General features: G+C 71.9%; 15 protein-coding genes and 1 tRNA gene. 5 read left to right on the top strand and 11 right to left on the bottom strand.

Translation table 11 applies throughout. The features are described 5' to 3' along the window. Positions 1–530: 530 nt before the first annotated feature. From ACR2FV_RS05450 to ACR2FV_RS05435, 4 genes are all read right to left on the bottom strand, one after another. Positions 531–603: transfer RNA gene (locus ACR2FV_RS05450), tRNA-Asn, on the bottom strand. A gap of 90 nt (positions 604–693) precedes the next feature. Further along, the gene (locus ACR2FV_RS05445) at positions 694–1173 is read right to left on the bottom strand and encodes a hypothetical protein (RefSeq protein WP_434014684.1); all 480 of its coding nucleotides are present in this window, start codon (positions 1171–1173) and stop codon (positions 694–696) included. Positions 1174–1244: 71 nt separating this feature from the next. Continuing rightward, a complete protein-coding gene (gene dnaG / locus ACR2FV_RS05440; protein ID WP_434014683.1) occupies positions 1245–3209 on the bottom strand; it encodes a DNA primase in 1965 nt (654 codons plus the stop codon). Between the two features lie 12 nt (positions 3210–3221). After that, positions 3222–4259: an alpha/beta fold hydrolase gene (locus ACR2FV_RS05435; protein ID WP_434014682.1), complete on the bottom strand. Its 1038-nt coding sequence runs from the start codon at positions 4257–4259 to the stop codon at positions 3222–3224. A gap of 137 nt (positions 4260–4396) precedes the next feature. Here ACR2FV_RS05435 and ligD point away from each other — a divergent pair, with 137 nt between their 5' ends. After that, entirely contained in the window at positions 4397–5362 is a 966-nt protein-coding gene (gene ligD / locus ACR2FV_RS05430) for a non-homologous end-joining DNA ligase (RefSeq protein WP_434014687.1), read from the top strand. Between the two features lie 53 nt (positions 5363–5415). Here the strand turns inward: ligD and ACR2FV_RS05425 are convergent, their stop codons facing one another. The 4 genes from ACR2FV_RS05425 to ACR2FV_RS05410 are packed head-to-tail and all read right to left on the bottom strand — an operon-like array spanning position 5416 to position 11686. Next, positions 5416–6504, bottom strand: coding sequence for an ABC transporter ATP-binding protein (locus ACR2FV_RS05425; protein ID WP_434014681.1), 1089 nt, complete (start codon positions 6502–6504; stop codon positions 5416–5418). Then, positions 6501–8003: an ABC transporter permease gene (locus tag ACR2FV_RS05420; RefSeq protein WP_434014680.1), complete on the bottom strand. Its 1503-nt coding sequence runs from the start codon at positions 8001–8003 to the stop codon at positions 6501–6503. The genes ACR2FV_RS05425 and ACR2FV_RS05420 overlap by 4 nt, the downstream gene beginning before the upstream one ends. 10 nt (positions 8004–8013) lie before the next feature. Further along, positions 8014–9063 carry an extracellular solute-binding protein gene (locus ACR2FV_RS05415; RefSeq protein ID WP_434014679.1) on the bottom strand — a complete coding sequence of 350 codons (1050 nt, stop codon included), beginning with the start codon at positions 9061–9063 and terminating at the stop codon, positions 8014–8016. Next, positions 9053–11686 (bottom strand): AMP-binding protein, encoded by a 2634-nt coding sequence (locus ACR2FV_RS05410; RefSeq protein WP_434014678.1) that lies wholly within the window; start codon positions 11684–11686, stop codon positions 9053–9055. Before ACR2FV_RS05410 ends, ACR2FV_RS05415 begins: the two co-directional genes overlap by 11 nt. 83 nt (positions 11687–11769) lie before the next feature. On the opposite strand from ACR2FV_RS05410, the gene ACR2FV_RS05405 reads away from it, so the two are divergent. Then, a complete protein-coding gene (locus tag ACR2FV_RS05405) occupies positions 11770–12306 on the top strand; it encodes a 4'-phosphopantetheinyl transferase family protein (RefSeq protein WP_434014677.1) in 537 nt (178 codons plus the stop codon). A 12-nt stretch (positions 12307–12318) separates the two neighbouring features. On the opposite strand, the gene ACR2FV_RS05400 is transcribed toward ACR2FV_RS05405, so the two are convergent. From ACR2FV_RS05400 to ACR2FV_RS05390, 3 genes are read right to left on the bottom strand one after another with little or no spacing between them, the layout of a single operon-like run. Next, positions 12319–13593, bottom strand: coding sequence for a deoxyguanosinetriphosphate triphosphohydrolase (locus tag ACR2FV_RS05400; protein WP_434014676.1), 1275 nt, complete (start codon positions 13591–13593; stop codon positions 12319–12321). After that, a complete protein-coding gene (locus ACR2FV_RS05395; protein WP_434014675.1) occupies positions 13590–14042 on the bottom strand; it encodes a hypothetical protein in 453 nt (150 codons plus the stop codon). Before ACR2FV_RS05395 ends, ACR2FV_RS05400 begins: the two co-directional genes overlap by 4 nt. A 34-nt stretch (positions 14043–14076) precedes the next feature. Beyond that, entirely contained in the window at positions 14077–14352 is a 276-nt protein-coding gene (locus ACR2FV_RS05390; RefSeq protein ID WP_434014674.1) for a DUF2277 domain-containing protein, read from the bottom strand. Between the two features lie 24 nt (positions 14353–14376). Between ACR2FV_RS05390 and ACR2FV_RS05385 the strand changes: the two genes are divergently transcribed. The 3 genes from ACR2FV_RS05385 to ACR2FV_RS05375 all read left to right on the top strand — a co-directional run bounded on the left by ACR2FV_RS05385 (position 14377) and on the right by ACR2FV_RS05375 (position 17181). After that, positions 14377–14961 carry an antibiotic biosynthesis monooxygenase gene (locus tag ACR2FV_RS05385; protein ID WP_434014673.1) on the top strand — a complete coding sequence of 195 codons (585 nt, stop codon included), beginning with the start codon at positions 14377–14379 and terminating at the stop codon, positions 14959–14961. Between the two features lie 249 nt (positions 14962–15210). Next, entirely contained in the window at positions 15211–16215 is a 1005-nt protein-coding gene (locus ACR2FV_RS05380) for a hypothetical protein (protein WP_434014672.1), read from the top strand. 105 nt (positions 16216–16320) lie between these two features. Beyond that, entirely contained in the window at positions 16321–17181 is an 861-nt protein-coding gene (locus tag ACR2FV_RS05375) for a sulfurtransferase (protein WP_434014671.1), read from the top strand. Positions 17182–17195 lie beyond the last annotated feature (14 nt).

Below are 17195 nucleotides of genomic sequence, written 5' to 3'. Positions count from 1 at the left end.
CCGCGAACATCTCATCCGGAAACAGCCGGTAGCACTCCCGGTGCAACAACCCGTAGATCGACTCCGGCGCCACCCGCGGCTCGCAGTACCCGACCGTGGAGCGGAACAAGTCCGCCTGCCTGGGCGTGACCCCCAACGTCATGACTCAACCCGCGGTCCACATGCCAGCGCCATAGGCACATTCTCCCGGGGCAGCTCAACCCGCCACCGGACCGCCACGCGGCAAAAAACACCAGCCACCTAGCGGTGTGACTGGTGAGTACGCTACCGACATGGAGCGAGCGTTCCGTGGGGCGTCTTCGCGGCCGTCATCTCCATACCCGACAGTCGCTTCTCCGACGTCGAGCGCCCCAGCTTCCCTAGCTCCACGTGGCATGCACTGACCACCAGCGAAGTGTCCCGTCCTGCGTTTCGGGAGGGGTGCTACGCCTTGGCCATGTCGGCTGGCTGAGCGCCCGGGCCTTCCCCACGTTCACCCCACGAGAAACGCCCTGATCAACGTTTCCGCTGGTCAGGGCGTTGAAACTGGGCTCCCCCGACTGGACTCGAACCAGTAACCTGCCGGTTAACAGCCGGCTGCTCTGCCAATTGAGCTACAGGGGACCGTCTGCGCGGTCGCGCAGCGAGGCCGACTGTATCAAAATCGGCCGACCCGGACGAACCAGATCGAGCCCTGCGCGTGGTGTACCCGCCCTACCTTGGGGGCAGGCCGACCTGCTCGCGCAGCTCCCGCCGGCTCCGCTCGATCTCCCGCTCCAGCTCGCGGTCGTCGCCGCGCACCCCGCGGCCGCGCAGCACCTGGTCGACCAGCTCACGGGTGCCCAGAACCGAGCGGATGCTGACCCGTGCGGTGCGCCGAGGACCCAGGTCGATCTCCCGCACGAGTACCACGCTGGCCGAGACCCGGTCGCGGAAGACCTGCGGGATGGTGCCCGGTCCGGTGCGCTGCCGCAGCTGCCACTGCAGCCCCCGGGTGCCACCCACCCAGCTCAGACTCAACGTCGAGCTGTCCGGATCCCAGGCTCCGGTGTCGACCTCGTGCCAGGGGCGATCCACCGCCACCTCGCCGTCCTCGGTCAGGGTGAGCACCCGGTAGGTCGTGAGCGCGACCCACGCCCCGGTCAGGTCGTCCTGGGCGGCAGCCAGCACGTGCTCGCCTCGCCGGGTCGGCACGGACAACCCGTCGGGCAAGCGTGCGCGTGCCCGCGCGGGCTCGTCGCGTCTGCGTCGGCGCCCCAGCACGATCAGTCCATCCTCGCTCGGAGCCGGGCCCGCTCCCGGTGCAGCCCGGTCAGCTCCTCACTGAGCCGGCGGGTCTCCGGATCCTGCGGGGCCGAGCGCTGCAGTGCGCTCATCGCCTCGTCGATGCGCCGGCCCAGCGAGGAGTCCATCACCCGGTAGACCAGCGAGTCGACATACCGGTTCGGCGGCTCGCCGCTCTCGGGGTCCATCCGCACCGGCAGGGGGGCGACCGCGAGCTCGGGCACCATGGGTGCCACGACCGGCGGGGCCTGGGAGGCCACCGCCGCCGTCCAGGCCTGGGCGCTCAAGGTCACCGCCGTGCTGACTCCGCCGGCCGCGCGCATCCCGTGCCACACGGCGCGGTGCGCGGGCGCCCGGAAGCCCTCGACAGGCAGGGCGTCCACCTCCTCGGCGATCAGCGAGCCGGGATACTGCACCACCACCTGCAGGAGCTGCCGCTCGGCGGCGATGACCGGGTCACGCAGGTCCGGTGGTGGGACGCGCGGAGCCTCTTCGGTATGCGGTGTGCCGCCGGTCGTGTCTTCGCCGGATGCCGGACCGGAGCGTGCCCCGTCGTTCGCCGCACGCCCCGGGCCGCTACCTCCACTCGGCCGCCGACCGGCCCGGCCGACCTCCTGACCGAAGGCGGTGACATCCATGCCGAGCCACCCGGCGACACTGCGGACGTACTCCGGGCGCAGCGACCGGTCCCGGATCGTTGCGACGATCGGCGCGACCGCCCGCATCGCCTGCACCCGCTCCTCGGGCCGGTCCAGGTCGTAGGCGTCCAGGGTCGTGCGCACCGCGAACTCGAACATCGGCTGCGCCCCGTCGACGAGCTCCCGCACCGCCTCGGCGCCGGAGGCGGACAGCAGCTCGTTGGGGTCCTGTCCCGCGGGCGCCACCGCGACGAAGGACTGTGCCGCCCACTGCTGGTCCTGCTCGAAGGCCCGCATCGCGGCCTTCTGCCCGGCGGCGTCGCCGTCGAAGGTGAACACGACCCGGGCGGGGGTGGTGCCGGGCTCGTCCCGCAGGATCCGGCGCAGCACCTTGATGTGTTCGACCCCGAAGGACGTGCCGCAGGTGGCGACCGCGGTCTCGACGCCGGCCAGGTGGCAGGCCATCACGTCGGTGTAGCCCTCCACGACGACCGCCTTGCGCTGCTGGGCCATCGGCTTCTTGGCCAGGTCCAGGCCGTAGAGCACCTGAGTCTTCTTGTAGATCGGGGTCTCGGCGGTGTTGAGGTACTTCGCGGCGATCCGGTCGTCGTCGTGGATCCGCCGCGCGCCGAAGCCGATGGTGTCGCCGGTGATGTCCCGGATCGGCCAGACCACCCGGCCGCGGAACCGGTCGTAGAGCCCCCGGCCACCCCGGCCGACCAGCCCGCCGGTGACCAGCTCGTCGTCGGTGAAGCCCTTGCCCCGCAGGTGCTCGGCCAGCCCCGTGCCCGACCCCGGTGCGTAGCCGACCATGAAGTGCGCCGCCGGCGCCGCCGTGAAGCCCTTGGCCCGCAAGAAGTCCCGTCCGGCCCGCGCCTCCCCGGCGTTGATGAGCACCTCGTGGTAGAACTCCGCGGCCACCCGGTGCGCCTCGACCAGCCGGGCGCGTCGTCCCAGGCCGACCCGCTCGCCGTCGTCGCGCCGGCCCCCCCGCCCGGACGACTCCTCATACCGCAGCTCCATCCCGAGCCGCCCGGCCAGCCGTTCGACGGACTCGCTGAAGCTCAGGTGGTCCACGGCCATGACGAAGGCGATGACGTCACCGCCCTCGCCGCAGCCGAAGCAGTGGTAGGCCCCGACGGCGGGGCGCACGGTGAACGACGGGGTCTTATCGTCGTGGAAGGGGCACAGTCCCTTGAGCGATCCCGTGCCGGCGTTGCGCAAGGTGACGTGGTCGCGCACGACGTCCTCGATCGAGGCACGGTCCTTGACCGCCTGCACGTCCTCGGACTTGATCAGCCCGGCCACGGCGCCACCCCCTCAGGCCAGGAACGCACGGACGTCCTCCGCGAAACGCTCGGGGTGCTCCAGGTGTGGGGAGTGCCCGCAGTCCTCGTAGAGGATCTCGGTCTGCCGTCCGGTCGCCGCCAGCACCGCGCGCAGCTGGGCGATCATCGGCTGCGGCGGGCACTCCTGGGCTCCCGGCCATCCTGGCACCACGCCGAGGCTGCCCAGGAAGGCCAGGTCGAAGACCGAGGTGTTGGCGACGATCTGGTCCTCCGCCCCGCGGACCCACAGGACAGGCGGTGCGTCGTCGCCGAGGTCCGCGAAGCCGGACAGGTCGCAGTACTTCGGCGAGATGGCGTTGTTCATGCCGCTCTGTCCGGGAGCGACGTGCGGCCAGTGCGGTGAGGTGGTCGTGTCTCCGGGGTAGACGTCGTCGCCGACGCTGGTGGCCAGCATGCCGTCCAGGTAGCGTTGCTCCGCCTCCTCGGTGAGGCTGAACTCCGGCTTGACGTAGAACCCGCGCAGCGTGGCCAGCGGGCTCGTGGCGCCGTCGCCGCCGCGGTCGCCGTCTGCGAGAGCCGCGCAGAACTCCGGGTTGGCGGTGCCGCCGCCGGAGCCGGCGAAGTCGTCGGTGTCCGGCCGGCCCTCCTCGCCGGTCGTGCCGCCGAAGCCGTAGGGCGACATGGGCGCCTCCAGCACCAGCCGCCGCACCCACTGCGGGTGGTCGAGCGCGAACTGCAGGAGCACTCCCCCACCGACCGACCAGCCGAGCAGGTCGACGGGCGCGTCGGCGCCGAGCGCCTCCAGGAACGCCGCCAGGTCGTCGGACAGGTCACGCAGTCCCCGCGTCGCGTCGATCGGCAGACGCTGCGAGTCGCCGTAACCCCGGAAGTCCGGCGCCAACAGGTGGTGCGTATCCGAGCGCCGGTCCATCAGGTCCTCGAAGAACACCGAGGACGACACGTTGCCGTGCACGAGCACCAGCGTCGGAGCATCCGGGTCACCGGCCTCCCGGTATGCCGTGTCCAGCCGCGAGGTCTGGACCCGCTGGAGGGTGCGCGCGTGCGTCATACCCCGATCCTGTCACTCGCCGACGCGCCATGGTGCCGGTAGCCCACACGGCTGATGCTCACCCCAGCCCCCACACCTGCGAAGCAAGGCAGACCAGGGTGACGGCGAGTCACGGCATACCTGTGGTGGAGTGGGGTGTGGCCCCCTCCTCCAGCCCCGCGACCGAGCTCGAGGTCGGTGGGCGCACCGTGCGGGTCAGCAACCCCGACCGGGTCTACTTCCCGCAGGCCGGGCACACCAAGCTCGACCTGGCGCGCTACTACCTCGCGGTCGGCGAGGGCATCGTCAACGCCCTGCGGGAGCGACCGTGCATGCTGCACCGCTTCCCCGAGGGCATCGAGGGCGAGAAGGTGCACCAGAAGCGGCTGCCCCGTGGTGCGCCGGACTGGGTGGAGACGGTGCGCATCCACTTCCCGCGGTGGAACCGCACGGCCGACGAACTGTGCGTCACCGAGCTGGCCAGTGTGATCTGGGCGGTGCAGATGTCGACGGTGGAGTTCCACCCGTGGAACAGCCGCCGCGCCGATGTCGAGCGGCCCGACGAGTGGCGGATCGACCTGGACCCCGGTGACGAGTGCGACTTCGCGACCGTGCGGCGGGTGGCCGGGGTGGCCCGGGAGGTGCTCCACGAGCTCGGCGTGACGGCATACCCCAAGACGACGGGCAGCAAGGGCATCCACATCTACGTGCGGATCGAGCCCGAGCACGGGTTCAGCGACGTGCGCCGGGCTGCGCTGGCCTTCGCCCGCGAGGTGGAGCGGCGTGCCCCCGACGAGGCGACGACCACGTGGTGGCGCAAGGACCGCGACCCCGGCGCCGTGTTCGTCGACTACAACCAGAACGCGCGCGACCACACCATCGCCTGCGCCTACTCGGTGCGCGGCACCCCGGACGCCCGGGTCTCCGCCCCGCTGCGCTGGGACGAGGTCGCCGACTGCGACCCGCGCGACTTCACCCTGGCCACCATGCCGGCGCGGTATGCCGAGACCGGTGACCTGCATGCCGACATCGACGACCACCCCTACGACATCACGCCGCTGCTGGAGTGGGCCCAGCGCGACGAGGCGCAGGGTGCCGAGCCGGTGCCCGACCCGGAGGAGTAGCCCGTCCCTAGCAAGCCGCGACCGAACCGCGCTGGGGGTGTTGCCTTGTGTGCTCAGTCTGCCTCGACCGTGGAGTGCCCGGCGCCGTGCGGGAAGACCCGGACCGGGCCGACGACGGACAGGCCCACCATCTCGCCGACCTCGGGCGGCTGCAGACCGATGACCCGCGCCCGCAGCGCCCGGTCCGTCTCTGCCACGGTCCCACCGGGACCGACCTGCAGCTCAAGCTGCACGAGTGCGTCGTGACCGAAGTAGGACACCGAGGTCACCATGGCCTTGACCGGTGCGTCGCCGTGCGGGGAGAGTAGGATCTGCTCCGGGCGCACCATGACGTCGACCGGCCCGTGCGGGACGAAACCGGCGACCGACAGCGGGCCCAGCGCGCACTCCACGTGCCCGGCGGCGGCCTCACCGGGCACGATCACGGCGTCACCCAGGAAGGCGGCCACGTGCGGGTCGACCGGCGCGCCGTAGATCTCCCGGGGTGCCGCCACCTGGCGGAAGTGCCCGTCGCGCAGCACCGCTACCTCGTCGGCGAAGGACAGCGCCTCCCCCTGGTCGTGCGTGACCAGGATCGCCGTGGCCCCGGCGGCGCGCAGTGCCCGAGCGGTGGCCTCCCGGGTGGCCTCGCGCAACGCGGTGTCGAGCGAGGAGAACGGCTCGTCCAGCAGCACCAGCTCGGGCTTGGGCGCCAGGGCCCGCGCCAGGGCCACCCGCTGCTGCTGGCCTCCGGAGAGCTGGTCGGGCCGGCGGCCGGCGACGGACGGGGGCAGGTCCACCAGATCGAGCAGCTCCAGCACCTGGTCGCGCTGTCGACGTTGTCGCCGCGGCAGGCCGAAGGCGATGTTGCCGGCCACGTCCAGGTGCGGGAACAGCCCGCCGTCCTGACGCACGTAGCCGATCCCCCTGCGCTCCGGGGCCACCCACTCCCCGGGCCCCACCACGGTGCGGCCCCCGATAGCCACGGTGCCCACCCGCGGCCGCAGGAAGCCGGCGACCACCCGCAGCAGCGTGGTCTTGCCGCTGCCGGAGCCACCCAGCACCGCGGTCGTCGTGCCCTCGGCGACCGACAGGTCGACCCCGTCCAGGACACCCAACGAGCCGTAGCCGGCCACGATGGAGCGGATCTCGACGGCGCTCATCGCCGACCCACGATCTGCCGGCGCAGCAGCAGCGTCAGCGGTGCCGACAGGGCGATCATGACGGCGGCGTAGGGCGCGGCGGCTGCATACTCGAGCTGGCCGGTGGCACCCCAGAACGCCAGGGCGAGGGTGTCGGTGCCGGTGGGCGCCAGCAGCAGCGTCGCGGTCAGCTCGGTCGACACCGCCAGGGCCACCAGCACGAAGCCGGTGAGGAACGAGGGCATGGTCAACGGTAGAACGACCCGGACCAGCGTGGCGGGCCCCCCCAGTCCCAGCGAGCGCGAGGCCTCGCCCAGCTCCGGCGGTGACGCGGCCAGCCCGGCCCGCAACGACACCATCGCGCGGGGCAGGAAGAGGATGACGTAGGCCAGGACCAACAACCCCACCGTCTGGTATGCCGGGCGCAGCAGGTTGACGGACAGGGTCACCAGGGCCAGTCCGACGACCACCCCGGGCACCGAGCTGGCCAGGAATGTCGACCGCTCCAGCAGCGTGGCGACGACGGTGCGGCGGCGGTTGAGCAGCCAGGCTCCGGGCAGGGCGATGACGACGGCCGCCAACCCGCCGCCGATCGCCAGGCCGACCGTCGTGCCGGTGACCCGCAGCAGGTCGCCGATGACGACGGCGGCTCCGTCGCTGGCGGTGCCGGCGACGAGCCAGCGGACCACCATGCCGACGGGTACGGCCAGCGAGAGCAGCACCAGGAGTCCGAGACCCACCAGGGTCGGCACGCGCCAAGGTCCCAGCGGCACCGGCTCGGGCCGACGGTGTGCACCCGGGCCGAGTCGGGACACCCGGGCGTGACCGCGCAGGGCTACCTCGCCGATGAGCACCAGCAGGCACAGCCCGACCAGGACCAGCGCGAGCAGGCTGCCGGGGGCGTCGCTGAAGCCCACGGCATACTGCTGCACGATCGCCGTGGTGAACGTCTGGTAGCGCATCATCTCCAGCACGCCGTACTCCGCGAGCAGGTGCAGCGCCACCAGCAGCGCACCACCGCTGATGGCCGGGCGCAACCGGGGCAGCACGGTGCGCAGAACGGCCGCCGTCGGCGAGGAGCCCAGCGACCGGGCCGCCTCCTCGTCGCCGGCATCCAGGCCGCGCAGCATGGCGCAGACGGGCAGGAACACAAACGGGAAGTAGGCCAGCGTGGTCACCAGCACGGCGCCGAGGAGTCCGGTCATCGAGGGACGCAGCGAGATCCAGGCGTAGGAGCTGACGAACGCCGGCACCGCGAGCGGAGCCAGCAGCAGCAGCCGCCAGACGCCGGCGCCGGGCAGCGCGGTGCGCTCCACGACCCACGCGGCGGCCGTGCCGAGGACCACCGTGAGGGGGACGGTCAGCAGCAGCAGCGCGCCGGTGTGGCCCAGCAGCTCACCGATCCGCGGGCGGAGCAGGAAGTCGGTGGCGCCGGCCCACCCGGTCGAGGCCGCCTGGACGGCGACGACGGTGAGCGGCAGGACGGTCAGTGCGGCGACCAGCGTGGCCGCCAGGCTCACGCCGTCCGGTCTAGAGGAGGCCGACATCGGTCATCATCGCGATGACGTCGTCGGAGTTGAGCGCGAACGGGTCGACGGGGGGCGCGTCCAGACTGTCCAGCGGCGGCAGGGCGGGGTCCGAGTCGACCCCGGTGGCCACGGCATACTCCATCGACTCGCTGTCGGTGAGCACCTGCTGGCCCTCCGGGCTGACGACGTAGTCCAGGAACTGCTGGCCCTCGGCCGCCATGTCGGCGCCCTTGAGCACCCCGCCCCCGGACAGGCTGACGAAGGCCCCCGGGTCCTGCTCCCCGAAGTAGTGCAGCTTGGTGTTGTTGCTGCCCTCCTGGTCGCCGGCCTGGTCGCGGTACCAGTAGTAGTGGTACATGATCCCGACCGGGACCTCTCCGGCGTTGACCGCCTTCATGGTGGCGATGTTGTTCTGGTAGACGACCGCGTTGTCCTTGAGGTTCTGCAGCCAGTCGCGGGTGGCCGCCTCGCCCTCCTCCTCCAGCATCCCGGCGACGATGGCCTGGAAGTCCGCGCCACCCGGCGCGCCACCCCACCGGTCGTCCCACTTCGAGTCGGCCAGGTCCATCATCGAGGCGGGCAGCTCGTCCTGCGAGACCAGGTCGGTGTTGTAGACCAGCACGGTTGAGCGGGCGGCGATCGGCACCCAGTCCTGCGAGGACGGGACCAGTCCCTCGGGCAGCTGCTCACGGGTGGCCGGGTCGACCTCGGCCAGCATCTCCGCGCGCTGGACCAGCGTCATCGCGGGACTGTTCTCGGTGAGGAAGACGTCGGCGGGCGAGGACTCCCCCTCCTCGACGATCTGGTGGCCCATCGAGGAGTCCTGGCCGGAGCGGATCTGGGTCTCGATCCCGGTGGCCTCGGTGAAGGCGTCGGCCCAGGCCTGCGTCACCTTCTCGTGCTGCGCAGAGTAGATCTGCAGGGCGCCGGCCTCCGGCTCGTAGTCCTCCTCCCCCGAGCACGCGGTCAGGGTGAGGACGGCCCCGGCGAGCAGGACGGTCAGGGGGCGGCGGAAGTTCGGCACGGACACGGGGTCCCTCTCAGTGGTCACGGTATGTCGTGTGGTCGGCCGCGCCGTTGCGGTGGGTGGGGTGCTCGGCTGCCGGCAGCAGGGACTGCAGCCGCTGCACGTGGGGGTGCGCGAGGCGCCACAGGAGGCACCCGGCGGCCAGGGCGGCCACCGTGGCCCCGAGCGAGGTCGGCACAAGGGCGATGATCTGGAACTGGATGAGGTAGATGTAGAGCGAAGCGGAGGCCAGAATGCTGACCACGGGCACGCTCCAGGCGGGCACCCGCACGTTGGGGACCAGGGCCAGGGCGGTGATCCCGGCAAGGATGGCCAGGTTGCGGATCGGGTCGTCCGGGAAGAACGTGATGCCGCCGACCGCCGCCACGGCCAAGGTGAGCCGCTGCCGGCCTCGCGTGCGGGCGTAGGCAAGCGCCGCGCCGATAGCGAAGAGCCAGAAGACGGTCGGCAGGATCCCTCGCAGCACGCCCTCCCACGTGGCCAGGACCGCAAACCGGGGGATCAGCGCGAGCACCGCCACGCCGAACGCCACCGCCCACGGGTCCCGGTGCCACCACCGGGCCACCGGAGGCACCGAGAGCACGGCGGTCAGCACCAGCAGACTGGCGACCAGGGCGTCGATGAACCACAGCTCGTTGTGCTGGCCGTAGGCCACGTCGCCGGTCGCCCAGTTGGCCATCACGACGTTGGCCCAGCCGTAGCGGTCGTGGGTCACCATGCCGACTAGTGCGATGACCATCGTCGGGACCGCTATGCCGATCAGCATCCGCCCGGTCGCCCGCCAGCGCAGCCCTGCCGACGGCGTGGACAGCCCGAACCGCGCGGCATTGAAGCCGCCGACGGTGAGCAGGGTGTGCGCACCGCCGAGGATCCGGAACAGGTCGGCGTGCGAGCCGCAGATGGCGATGACGGCGACCGCACGCAACAGGACGCTCATCTCGACGGTGCGCCGGCCGTCACCGGGGGTCTCGTCGGCGCTGGGCCGCCGGGCGTCCACTATCAGCCGTCGCAGCGGCTGGTGGTGCCAGTCGCCGGGCAGCGGACCCAGCAGCTCCTCCAGCTGCACCGAGGCGCGCACATGGCTGAGCGAGTCGCCGCCCAGCTGCACGAACGACCGCTCCAGGTCCACGTCCTTGCGCCCGAGCACCGTCGCGAGTCGCCCCGCCACCCGCCTTGTCAGGACCGCCGACGGGTCGCTGTCGGCCCCTCCGTCGGGCCCAGCCACCGCGGCGCGGACCAGGGCGTCGCAGCGCTGCCGGTCGATCTTGCCCCCGGGCAGCCGGGGCAGCCTCAGCACGGCGGCCTCGACCACGGCCACGCCCAGCCCACAGCCCTCACCGGCGAGGAGGCGAGCCCGGTGGGTGAGCTCGGCGTCGTCGGGCCCCGCCGAGGGCTCCACGGCGACGCGCAGACCGGTGTCGTCACCGGTCACGCACGCGATGAGCCCCTCGGCCTCGAGCCGGTGCTCGAGCGCCCCCAGGTCGACGCGGACACCCATGACCTTGACGAACAAGCTGCGGCGCCCGGCGATGCGGATGATGCCCTGCTCGTCCACGCGGGCCAGGTCGCCGGTGCGCAGCTCGCGCAGCATCGGCCCGCAGGCCAGGTCGTCGGGGTGCAGCGCGTAGCCCATCATCACCCCGGGTCCGGTCACCACGAGCTCGCCCACGCCGGCCGCCGGATCGGCGCCGGGCACGGTGGTGTCCACGTGCACCTGGGTGCCGGGGACGGGAGCGCCCACCGCGTCCGGGTGGTCCAGGGCAAGCGAAGGGTCCAGCACCGCGATGCGGGCGGTGGCCTCGGTCTGGCCGTACATCACCGCCAAATCCCAGCCCTGCTCCCGGCCGAGCCGGGCGGTCCGCTCGACCCGCTCGGGCGCCAGCCGCCCGCCGGCCTGGGTGACCAGGCGAAGCGACGGGTGCGGGTGGTGCAGGACCTCTGTGGTCTCCAGGAGCTGCAGGGTGTGCGGCACCGCGGCCAGAGTGGTGACTCGCTTCCGATCGACGGTCTCCCAGAACGTGTCGTCGAGGACCGAGTGAGCGGACAGCGCGACGCTACCCCCGGCATACAGGTGGGCGTGCAGCACCGACAGCCCGTAGCAGTAGTGCAGCGGGAGGCTGGTGATCCCCCGGTCCTTTCCGGTGAGCGCGAGCGCACCGGCGATCGCGGCGGCGTTGCTGACGACGTTGTCGTGAGAGAGCCGGACGAGCTTGGGCGAGCCGGTGCTGCCGGAGGTGCTCAGCAGCAGCGCGAGGTCCGGGTGCAGCAGGTGCTGCGGCTTCGGCGCCAGCTCCTCGTAACCCGCGCCGTCCGGTGCCACGCGCAGGTCCGGGGGGTAGCGCTCCAGAATGCGGCGGGTGGGGGTCGCCGTGGCGTTGTCGTCGGCCGTGACCAGCGCGACGTGGCCAGCCTCGAGCACCGCCAGGTATGCCGCGACGCTACCGATCTCCGGCTGCAGTCGTGCGTGGACCAGGCAGCGGCCCGCCGCCGGGTCGGGCAGCTGGGCAACGAGAGCGTCCACCCGCGAGCGCAGCTCGGCGTGACTGCATACCTCGCCGTTGGTGGTCACGAGGGCAGCTGTGCCGTCGACCCCGCCGGGCGGAAGCAACGGCGAGCGCCGAAGCAGGTCCTGCCGCGTGATGCTCACCAACTTAGGCTAACCAAACCGGAGTTAGCATACAAACGCCGCATCAAATTCCTGGACCCCTAGCAGCGACGACGGAGGCGCTCATGGTCGACGTCTACCTCTGGTGGGCCGATCTGGCCGATGCTCACGTCGACCTCGTCGATCTGCTCGACGAAACCGAGCGGAACCGCCTCGCCGACCTCGACCTGCCTGCCGACCGCGCCCGCTTCCTGCTCGGCGCCGCCCTGCTGCGGACCGCCGTGGCACCCTCGGTCGGCACGGCACCGGCACAGGTGCGGATCGATCGGACCTGTGCCGAATGCGGTGGGCCCCATGGCCAGCCCGTCGTGACCGGCGGTCCGCACGTGTCGGTGTCGCACTCCGGCGTCCAGGTGGTCGTGGCCACGTGCGTCAAGGCGAAGGTGGGGGTGGACGTGCAGCGGGTCGCCGACATGGCGGGAGCCGACCCGGTGGGCTGGACCCGGCAGGAGTCGCGGTTCAAGGCCCACGGTGCGCGCCACGGTGGAGAGCCGAGCACCACCACCGACCTCGAGGCGCCTCGACCCGGCTACGCCGCAGCACTCACCGTCGCCGCGGTCGGCGCGCCCCACCTGCACACCACGGACCGAGTCCCTATCTGATGCCGGGGTGGATCATCGGTTCCGCCGCTGCTGGTGCAGGGTCCATGCCCGGGCATCGGACAGACTCGCCACCTGGTCGATCACCGCCCGGCGCTGACCCTCGAGGTCGCCGCGCGCCCGGGCGTCCTCCCGGGCCTGGCGGTGCACCAGATCCATCCGGTCGGGGTCATTCTGGTAGGCCTGCACCAGACCCGTCACCACGGCGTGCTGCTGCTCCATCGCCGCGCGGCGCTCGTCGCTCAGCATCACGAAGTGGGCGGCCGCTGCCTTGAGCACGCTGCTCTGCGCCCGCACGTCCTCGGGCACCACGAGCGTCGTGGCATACCGGGACAGCGGGCCCGGTGCGTGCCGCTCGCGGGTCGCGAGCTCGACCGCGCGCACGAGGTGTCCGACCAGGCGGCTGGTCATGTCCTTCAGCGCGGCCAGGGAAGCGCGGGAGCCGTCGTGCTCCTGCGGGATCCACCCGGAGGCCAGCAGTCGGTCCAGCTGCTCGGCCAGGGTGGATGCGCTGAGGTCGGGGGCATACCACTCGCGCGCCACCCGGACGACGGCCTCCTGCACGTCGGGGTCGCGCAGGGACCGCAGGTCGATCCGGCCGGAGGTGACGGCGTCCTCGATGTCGTGCACGCAGTAGGCCACGTCGTCGGACCAGTCCATGACGTCGGCCTCCAGGCAGCGCCGCCGCGGCTGGTCAGCGGGCGCGTCGGCCCGGACCCACGCGTAGACCTCCGCATCGTCGGCGTAGTAGCCGAACTTGCCACTGCCCGGCGGCGCCTCCTCCCGGGGCCAGGGGTACTTGAGCACGGCGTCGAGACTGGCCCGGGTCAGGTTGAGCCCGGCCGACGACCCGTCAGGGTGTAGCCGTTTGGCCTCCAGCCGGGTCAGCACCCGCAGTGTCTGCGCGTTGCCCTCGAAGCCGCCGACGTCGGCGGCCAGCGTGTCGAGCACCGACTCGCCGTGGTGACCGAACGGCGGGTGCCCCAGGTCGTGCGCAAGGCAGGCGGTGTCGACGACGTCGGGGTCACAGCCCAAGGTCGCACCGAACTCCCGGCCGATCTGCGCGACCTCCAGGGAGTGGGTCAGCCGGTTGCGCACGAAGTCGTCGGAGCCGGGCTGCACCACCTGGGTGGTCAACGCCAGTCGCCGCAACCCTGCCGAGTGCAGCACGCGGGCCCGGTCGCGGGCGAAGTCGGCGCGGTCGGCGCGCTGCTGGTCGCGATCCTCGGGCAGCCACCGCTGCAGGTCACGGGTCGTGTAGCCGCGAGCCGGGTGGTCGCGCTCGCTCACCTCGCGCGCCCCGAGGCGCTCAGGCGGAGCCGCCGGGTCGGCACGTCGGCATACCCACCCTGCGCCAGGCCGGCCCGGCACTCGAAGACGTTGCGTGCCGCGCGGTCCCCGGTGCGGACCCAGGACCAGCCCATCGCCGCGACATAGAGCGGCACGAACGGCATACCCAGGCACCACATCCACTGCCTGCTGTGCGCCGTCTCGTGCTGCAGCAGCTGCGGGCACCGGGCCTGCAGCTGATCCAGGTCGTGCTTGCTGATGACGACGTCGCCGACGGTGAACGCGTCGGCCACCGGGAACCCGAAGCGGTAATGGTCGGCGAGGTAGAGCGCCTCGGGTCCGCGCCGCACGCGCGCGCTTCCGGCCCGCGCGACCAGCAGGCCCAGCGGGGTCGACAGGTTGGCCCAGTTGGCCAGGTGCCGCAACCGGACCGTGGCAGTCGCCGTCATCGGAGTGCTCGAAGCGCGGGGCGGACCGTCCCGGTCATCGCGACGGGGCGTAACGCTGCTGTGCGCGGGCCCTGGCCTTGGCCGCCTCCTCCTGACGGTCCTTGGGCGGAGCCGTGGTCACCATGTGGTCGAGCAGGTCCTGGGTGGCGGCGCTGACCGCGGCAACCGCCCGGTCGTATGCGGCCTGGTTGGCCTGCGAGGGACGGCTGGCGCCGCCGACCTTGCGGACGTACTGCAGGGCAGCGGCCTGCACCTCGGCGGACGTGGCCGGTGGCTCGAAGTTGTGGAGCTGACGGATGTTGCGGCACATGCCGCTCAGCCTAGGCTCTTGCCGGTGACCTCCTCCGTGACCGTCAGCATCACCCGCCACGTCGATCCCGAGCAGGCGGACCGGATGGTGGCCTGGATCAACGCCGGCGCGTCCCTGGCCGAGCGGTTCGAGGGCTTCCTGGGCACAGGGTGGGTGCGTCCGTCGATGGACTCGCACCAGTGGCACATGCTCTACCGCTTCGACAGCGACGCCGCCCTGGACCGCTGGGAGGAGTCAGACCAGCGGCGCTGGTGGCTGCAGTCGGCCCAGGGCATCGCCGGGGCCGGCGTGGTCGAGCGGCGCACCGGCATCGAGGGGTGGTTCGACGACCCGGTCTCCACCGACGTCGCCGACCTGCGGCCGGGACCGCCCGCGCCGCCGCGGTGGAAGCAGGGCTCGGTGATCTGGATGGCGTTCTTCCCGCTCAGCCTGCTGGCGACGTGGCTGCTCTCGCTCGTGCTGCCCGATGACGTCGCGCTTCCGCTGCGGGTGCTGCTGAGCACCCTGATCCTGACGCCGATCATGACGTATGTGGCGCTGCCGACCCTGACCTCGTGGATGAGCTGGTGGCTGCAGGGCGAGCCGCCGCCCTGGCGCAAGGATCGCTGAGCCCGCACCGCGAGCGCCACCACCACCACGACCACCACCGCGAGCTATGCACCGGACGACGACGACGCGACACGCGATGAATGTGACGTAGGTGCCGCTGCGACGACCACAACGTCACATTCATCTCGAGGGCGTCCTCGGCTACATCTCGGCGCCGTCTTCAGCACCAGCATTGCGGCGGGATCTGGGCGCCGGGGTTTGTCCACAGGCCTCGTCACCCGCGGCCTCGATCTCGGCCACGATGGTCCGATGGCCCAGCGCGCCTTTCCCGAGATCCCCGGCCAGCGGGGGCTGGCCACGCGCGCTCAGCTGATCGAGGCAGGGTGGACGGTCTCCGGCATCCGACACGCCGTGCAGACCACCTGGCAACAACCGTTGCCACGCGTCTTTGCCTCGCATCGGGGCGAGCTGGACACCGACACCCTCGTCGTCGCGGCCGCGCTGTGGGCGGGTCCGACGGCCGTGCTGACGGCAGGCGCGGCTCTGCACGTCTTCGGCGGGCTGGACTCCCCACCGCGGGTGGCGACCTTCGTGGTGTCTGCATCATCGAGGTCGTCGGTCGCTCCACGCGCACAGCGGATGCGATCCGTCGTGCCAGCTGCTGTCGCTCATCGCCGCGGAGTGGTCACGGTGGTGTCACCGGCTCGTGCCCTGGTCGACTCCGCACGCTGGGACGGTCTTGAGACTGACGAGGTGCAGGCCCTGACGATCTCCTGCCTGCAGCGGAGCGTCACGAATCCGCCGTTGCTGAAGGTGGCGCTCGCTGCCGCGGGGCGCCGCGGTCAGGCCGGGACGGCCCGAGGGCTGGCTGCCTTCACGGCCGGTGCCTGGTCGCTGCCCGAAGCCACCCTGCACCGGCTGATGCGCGAGAGCCCTGGCCTTCCGTCATTCGTGCTCAACCACGCGCTACACACACCGGACGGCCGGCGGATCGGCATACCCGACGCCTATCTGCCATCCGTCGGAATCGCCGTCCAGGTGCACTCCCGAGCCCACCACAGCGGCATCGACGAGGTAGGCCACGACCTCTGGAGCCGTACCGTCGAGCACGACAACGCCTTCGCAGCGCACGGGGTGCTGGTGCTCGGCGTCACACCGCAGACGCTGACCCGAGCACCTGAGGGCTTCGTCCGCCAGCTGCTGGCGGCGCTCGAAGCTCGACGAGATCTGCCCACGCCCGCGGTGGTGCTGCGCTGCCCCGATGGATGTGACACAGCTGTCGCTGAGGCGTGCACTTCGTCGCATTCATCGTGAGGACGTGACGCTGGCGGGGCCCTGAGGAGCCGATCCGTCGGAGCTACCGGCACGGTGGTGTTGGGGGGTGTCATGACCTGGCGGCAAGGCCCTAGGGTCAGAGGCATGGCCGGTCCGCTCACCACCCCGCAGCAGCTGGCGGAGGCACTTGCCGGCGAAGATCCCGAGACCGTGCCAGTGGTTGTGGACGTACGCTGGCAGCTGGGCAGCGGCACCGAGGCCAACCGCGCCGAATACCTCGCCGGTCACGTCCCCGGCGCGACCTTCCTCGACCTGGAGACCGGCCTTGCCGGCACGCCGGACGCCGAGGGTGGGGGGCGGCATCCGATGCCGTCACTGACCGCGGCCACCGAGGCCTTCCGGGCGGCCGGTGTCTGCGAGGAACGCCCGGTCGTGCTCTACGACGACGCGTTGTCGCTCGCGGCTGCGCGCGCCTGGTGGCTGCTGGCCTACTACGGCAAGGACGACGTGCAAGTGCTCGACGGCGGGTATGCCGCGTGGCGTAGCGCTGGTCTGGAGGTGGCGACCGGGCCGTTGCAAGCCGATCGGGGCAACATCGTGCTGACCCCGGGGGCGCGGCGCCTGCTCGACGCCGATGCTGTGGATCACTACCTCGATCGACACCAGGTGGTCGATGCCCGCCCGGCCGAGCGCTTCCGCGGCGAGCGCGAGCCCGTGGACCCGGTCGCCGGCCACATTCCCGGGGCGCTGAGCCTGCCCACGCTGCGCACGGTCGATGAGCACGGCTGCTTCCTGCCCTCTGACGATCTGGAGCTGCTGCTCACCGCGGCCGGGGTCCAGCCGGACCGGCGCACCGCGGTCTACTGCGGCTCTGGTGTCCAGGCCTGCCACCTGGCTCTGGCGATCGAGATTGCGGAGCACGGCCACTTCGACCCGGCGGTCTACATCGGCTCCTGGAGCGACTGGGTCAGCGACTCCGACCGACCGGTCGCGACCGGCAGCTGACCGGCGCGGGGATG

Origin of the sequence: Ornithinimicrobium sp. (assembly GCF_051004135.1) — a bacterium.
In the GTDB taxonomy this organism is placed as follows: Bacteria; Actinomycetota; Actinomycetes; order Actinomycetales; family Dermatophilaceae; genus Ornithinicoccus.
The sequence above is the reverse complement of the archived record's forward strand: the minus strand, read 5'-3'. Positions and strand labels throughout refer to the sequence as shown.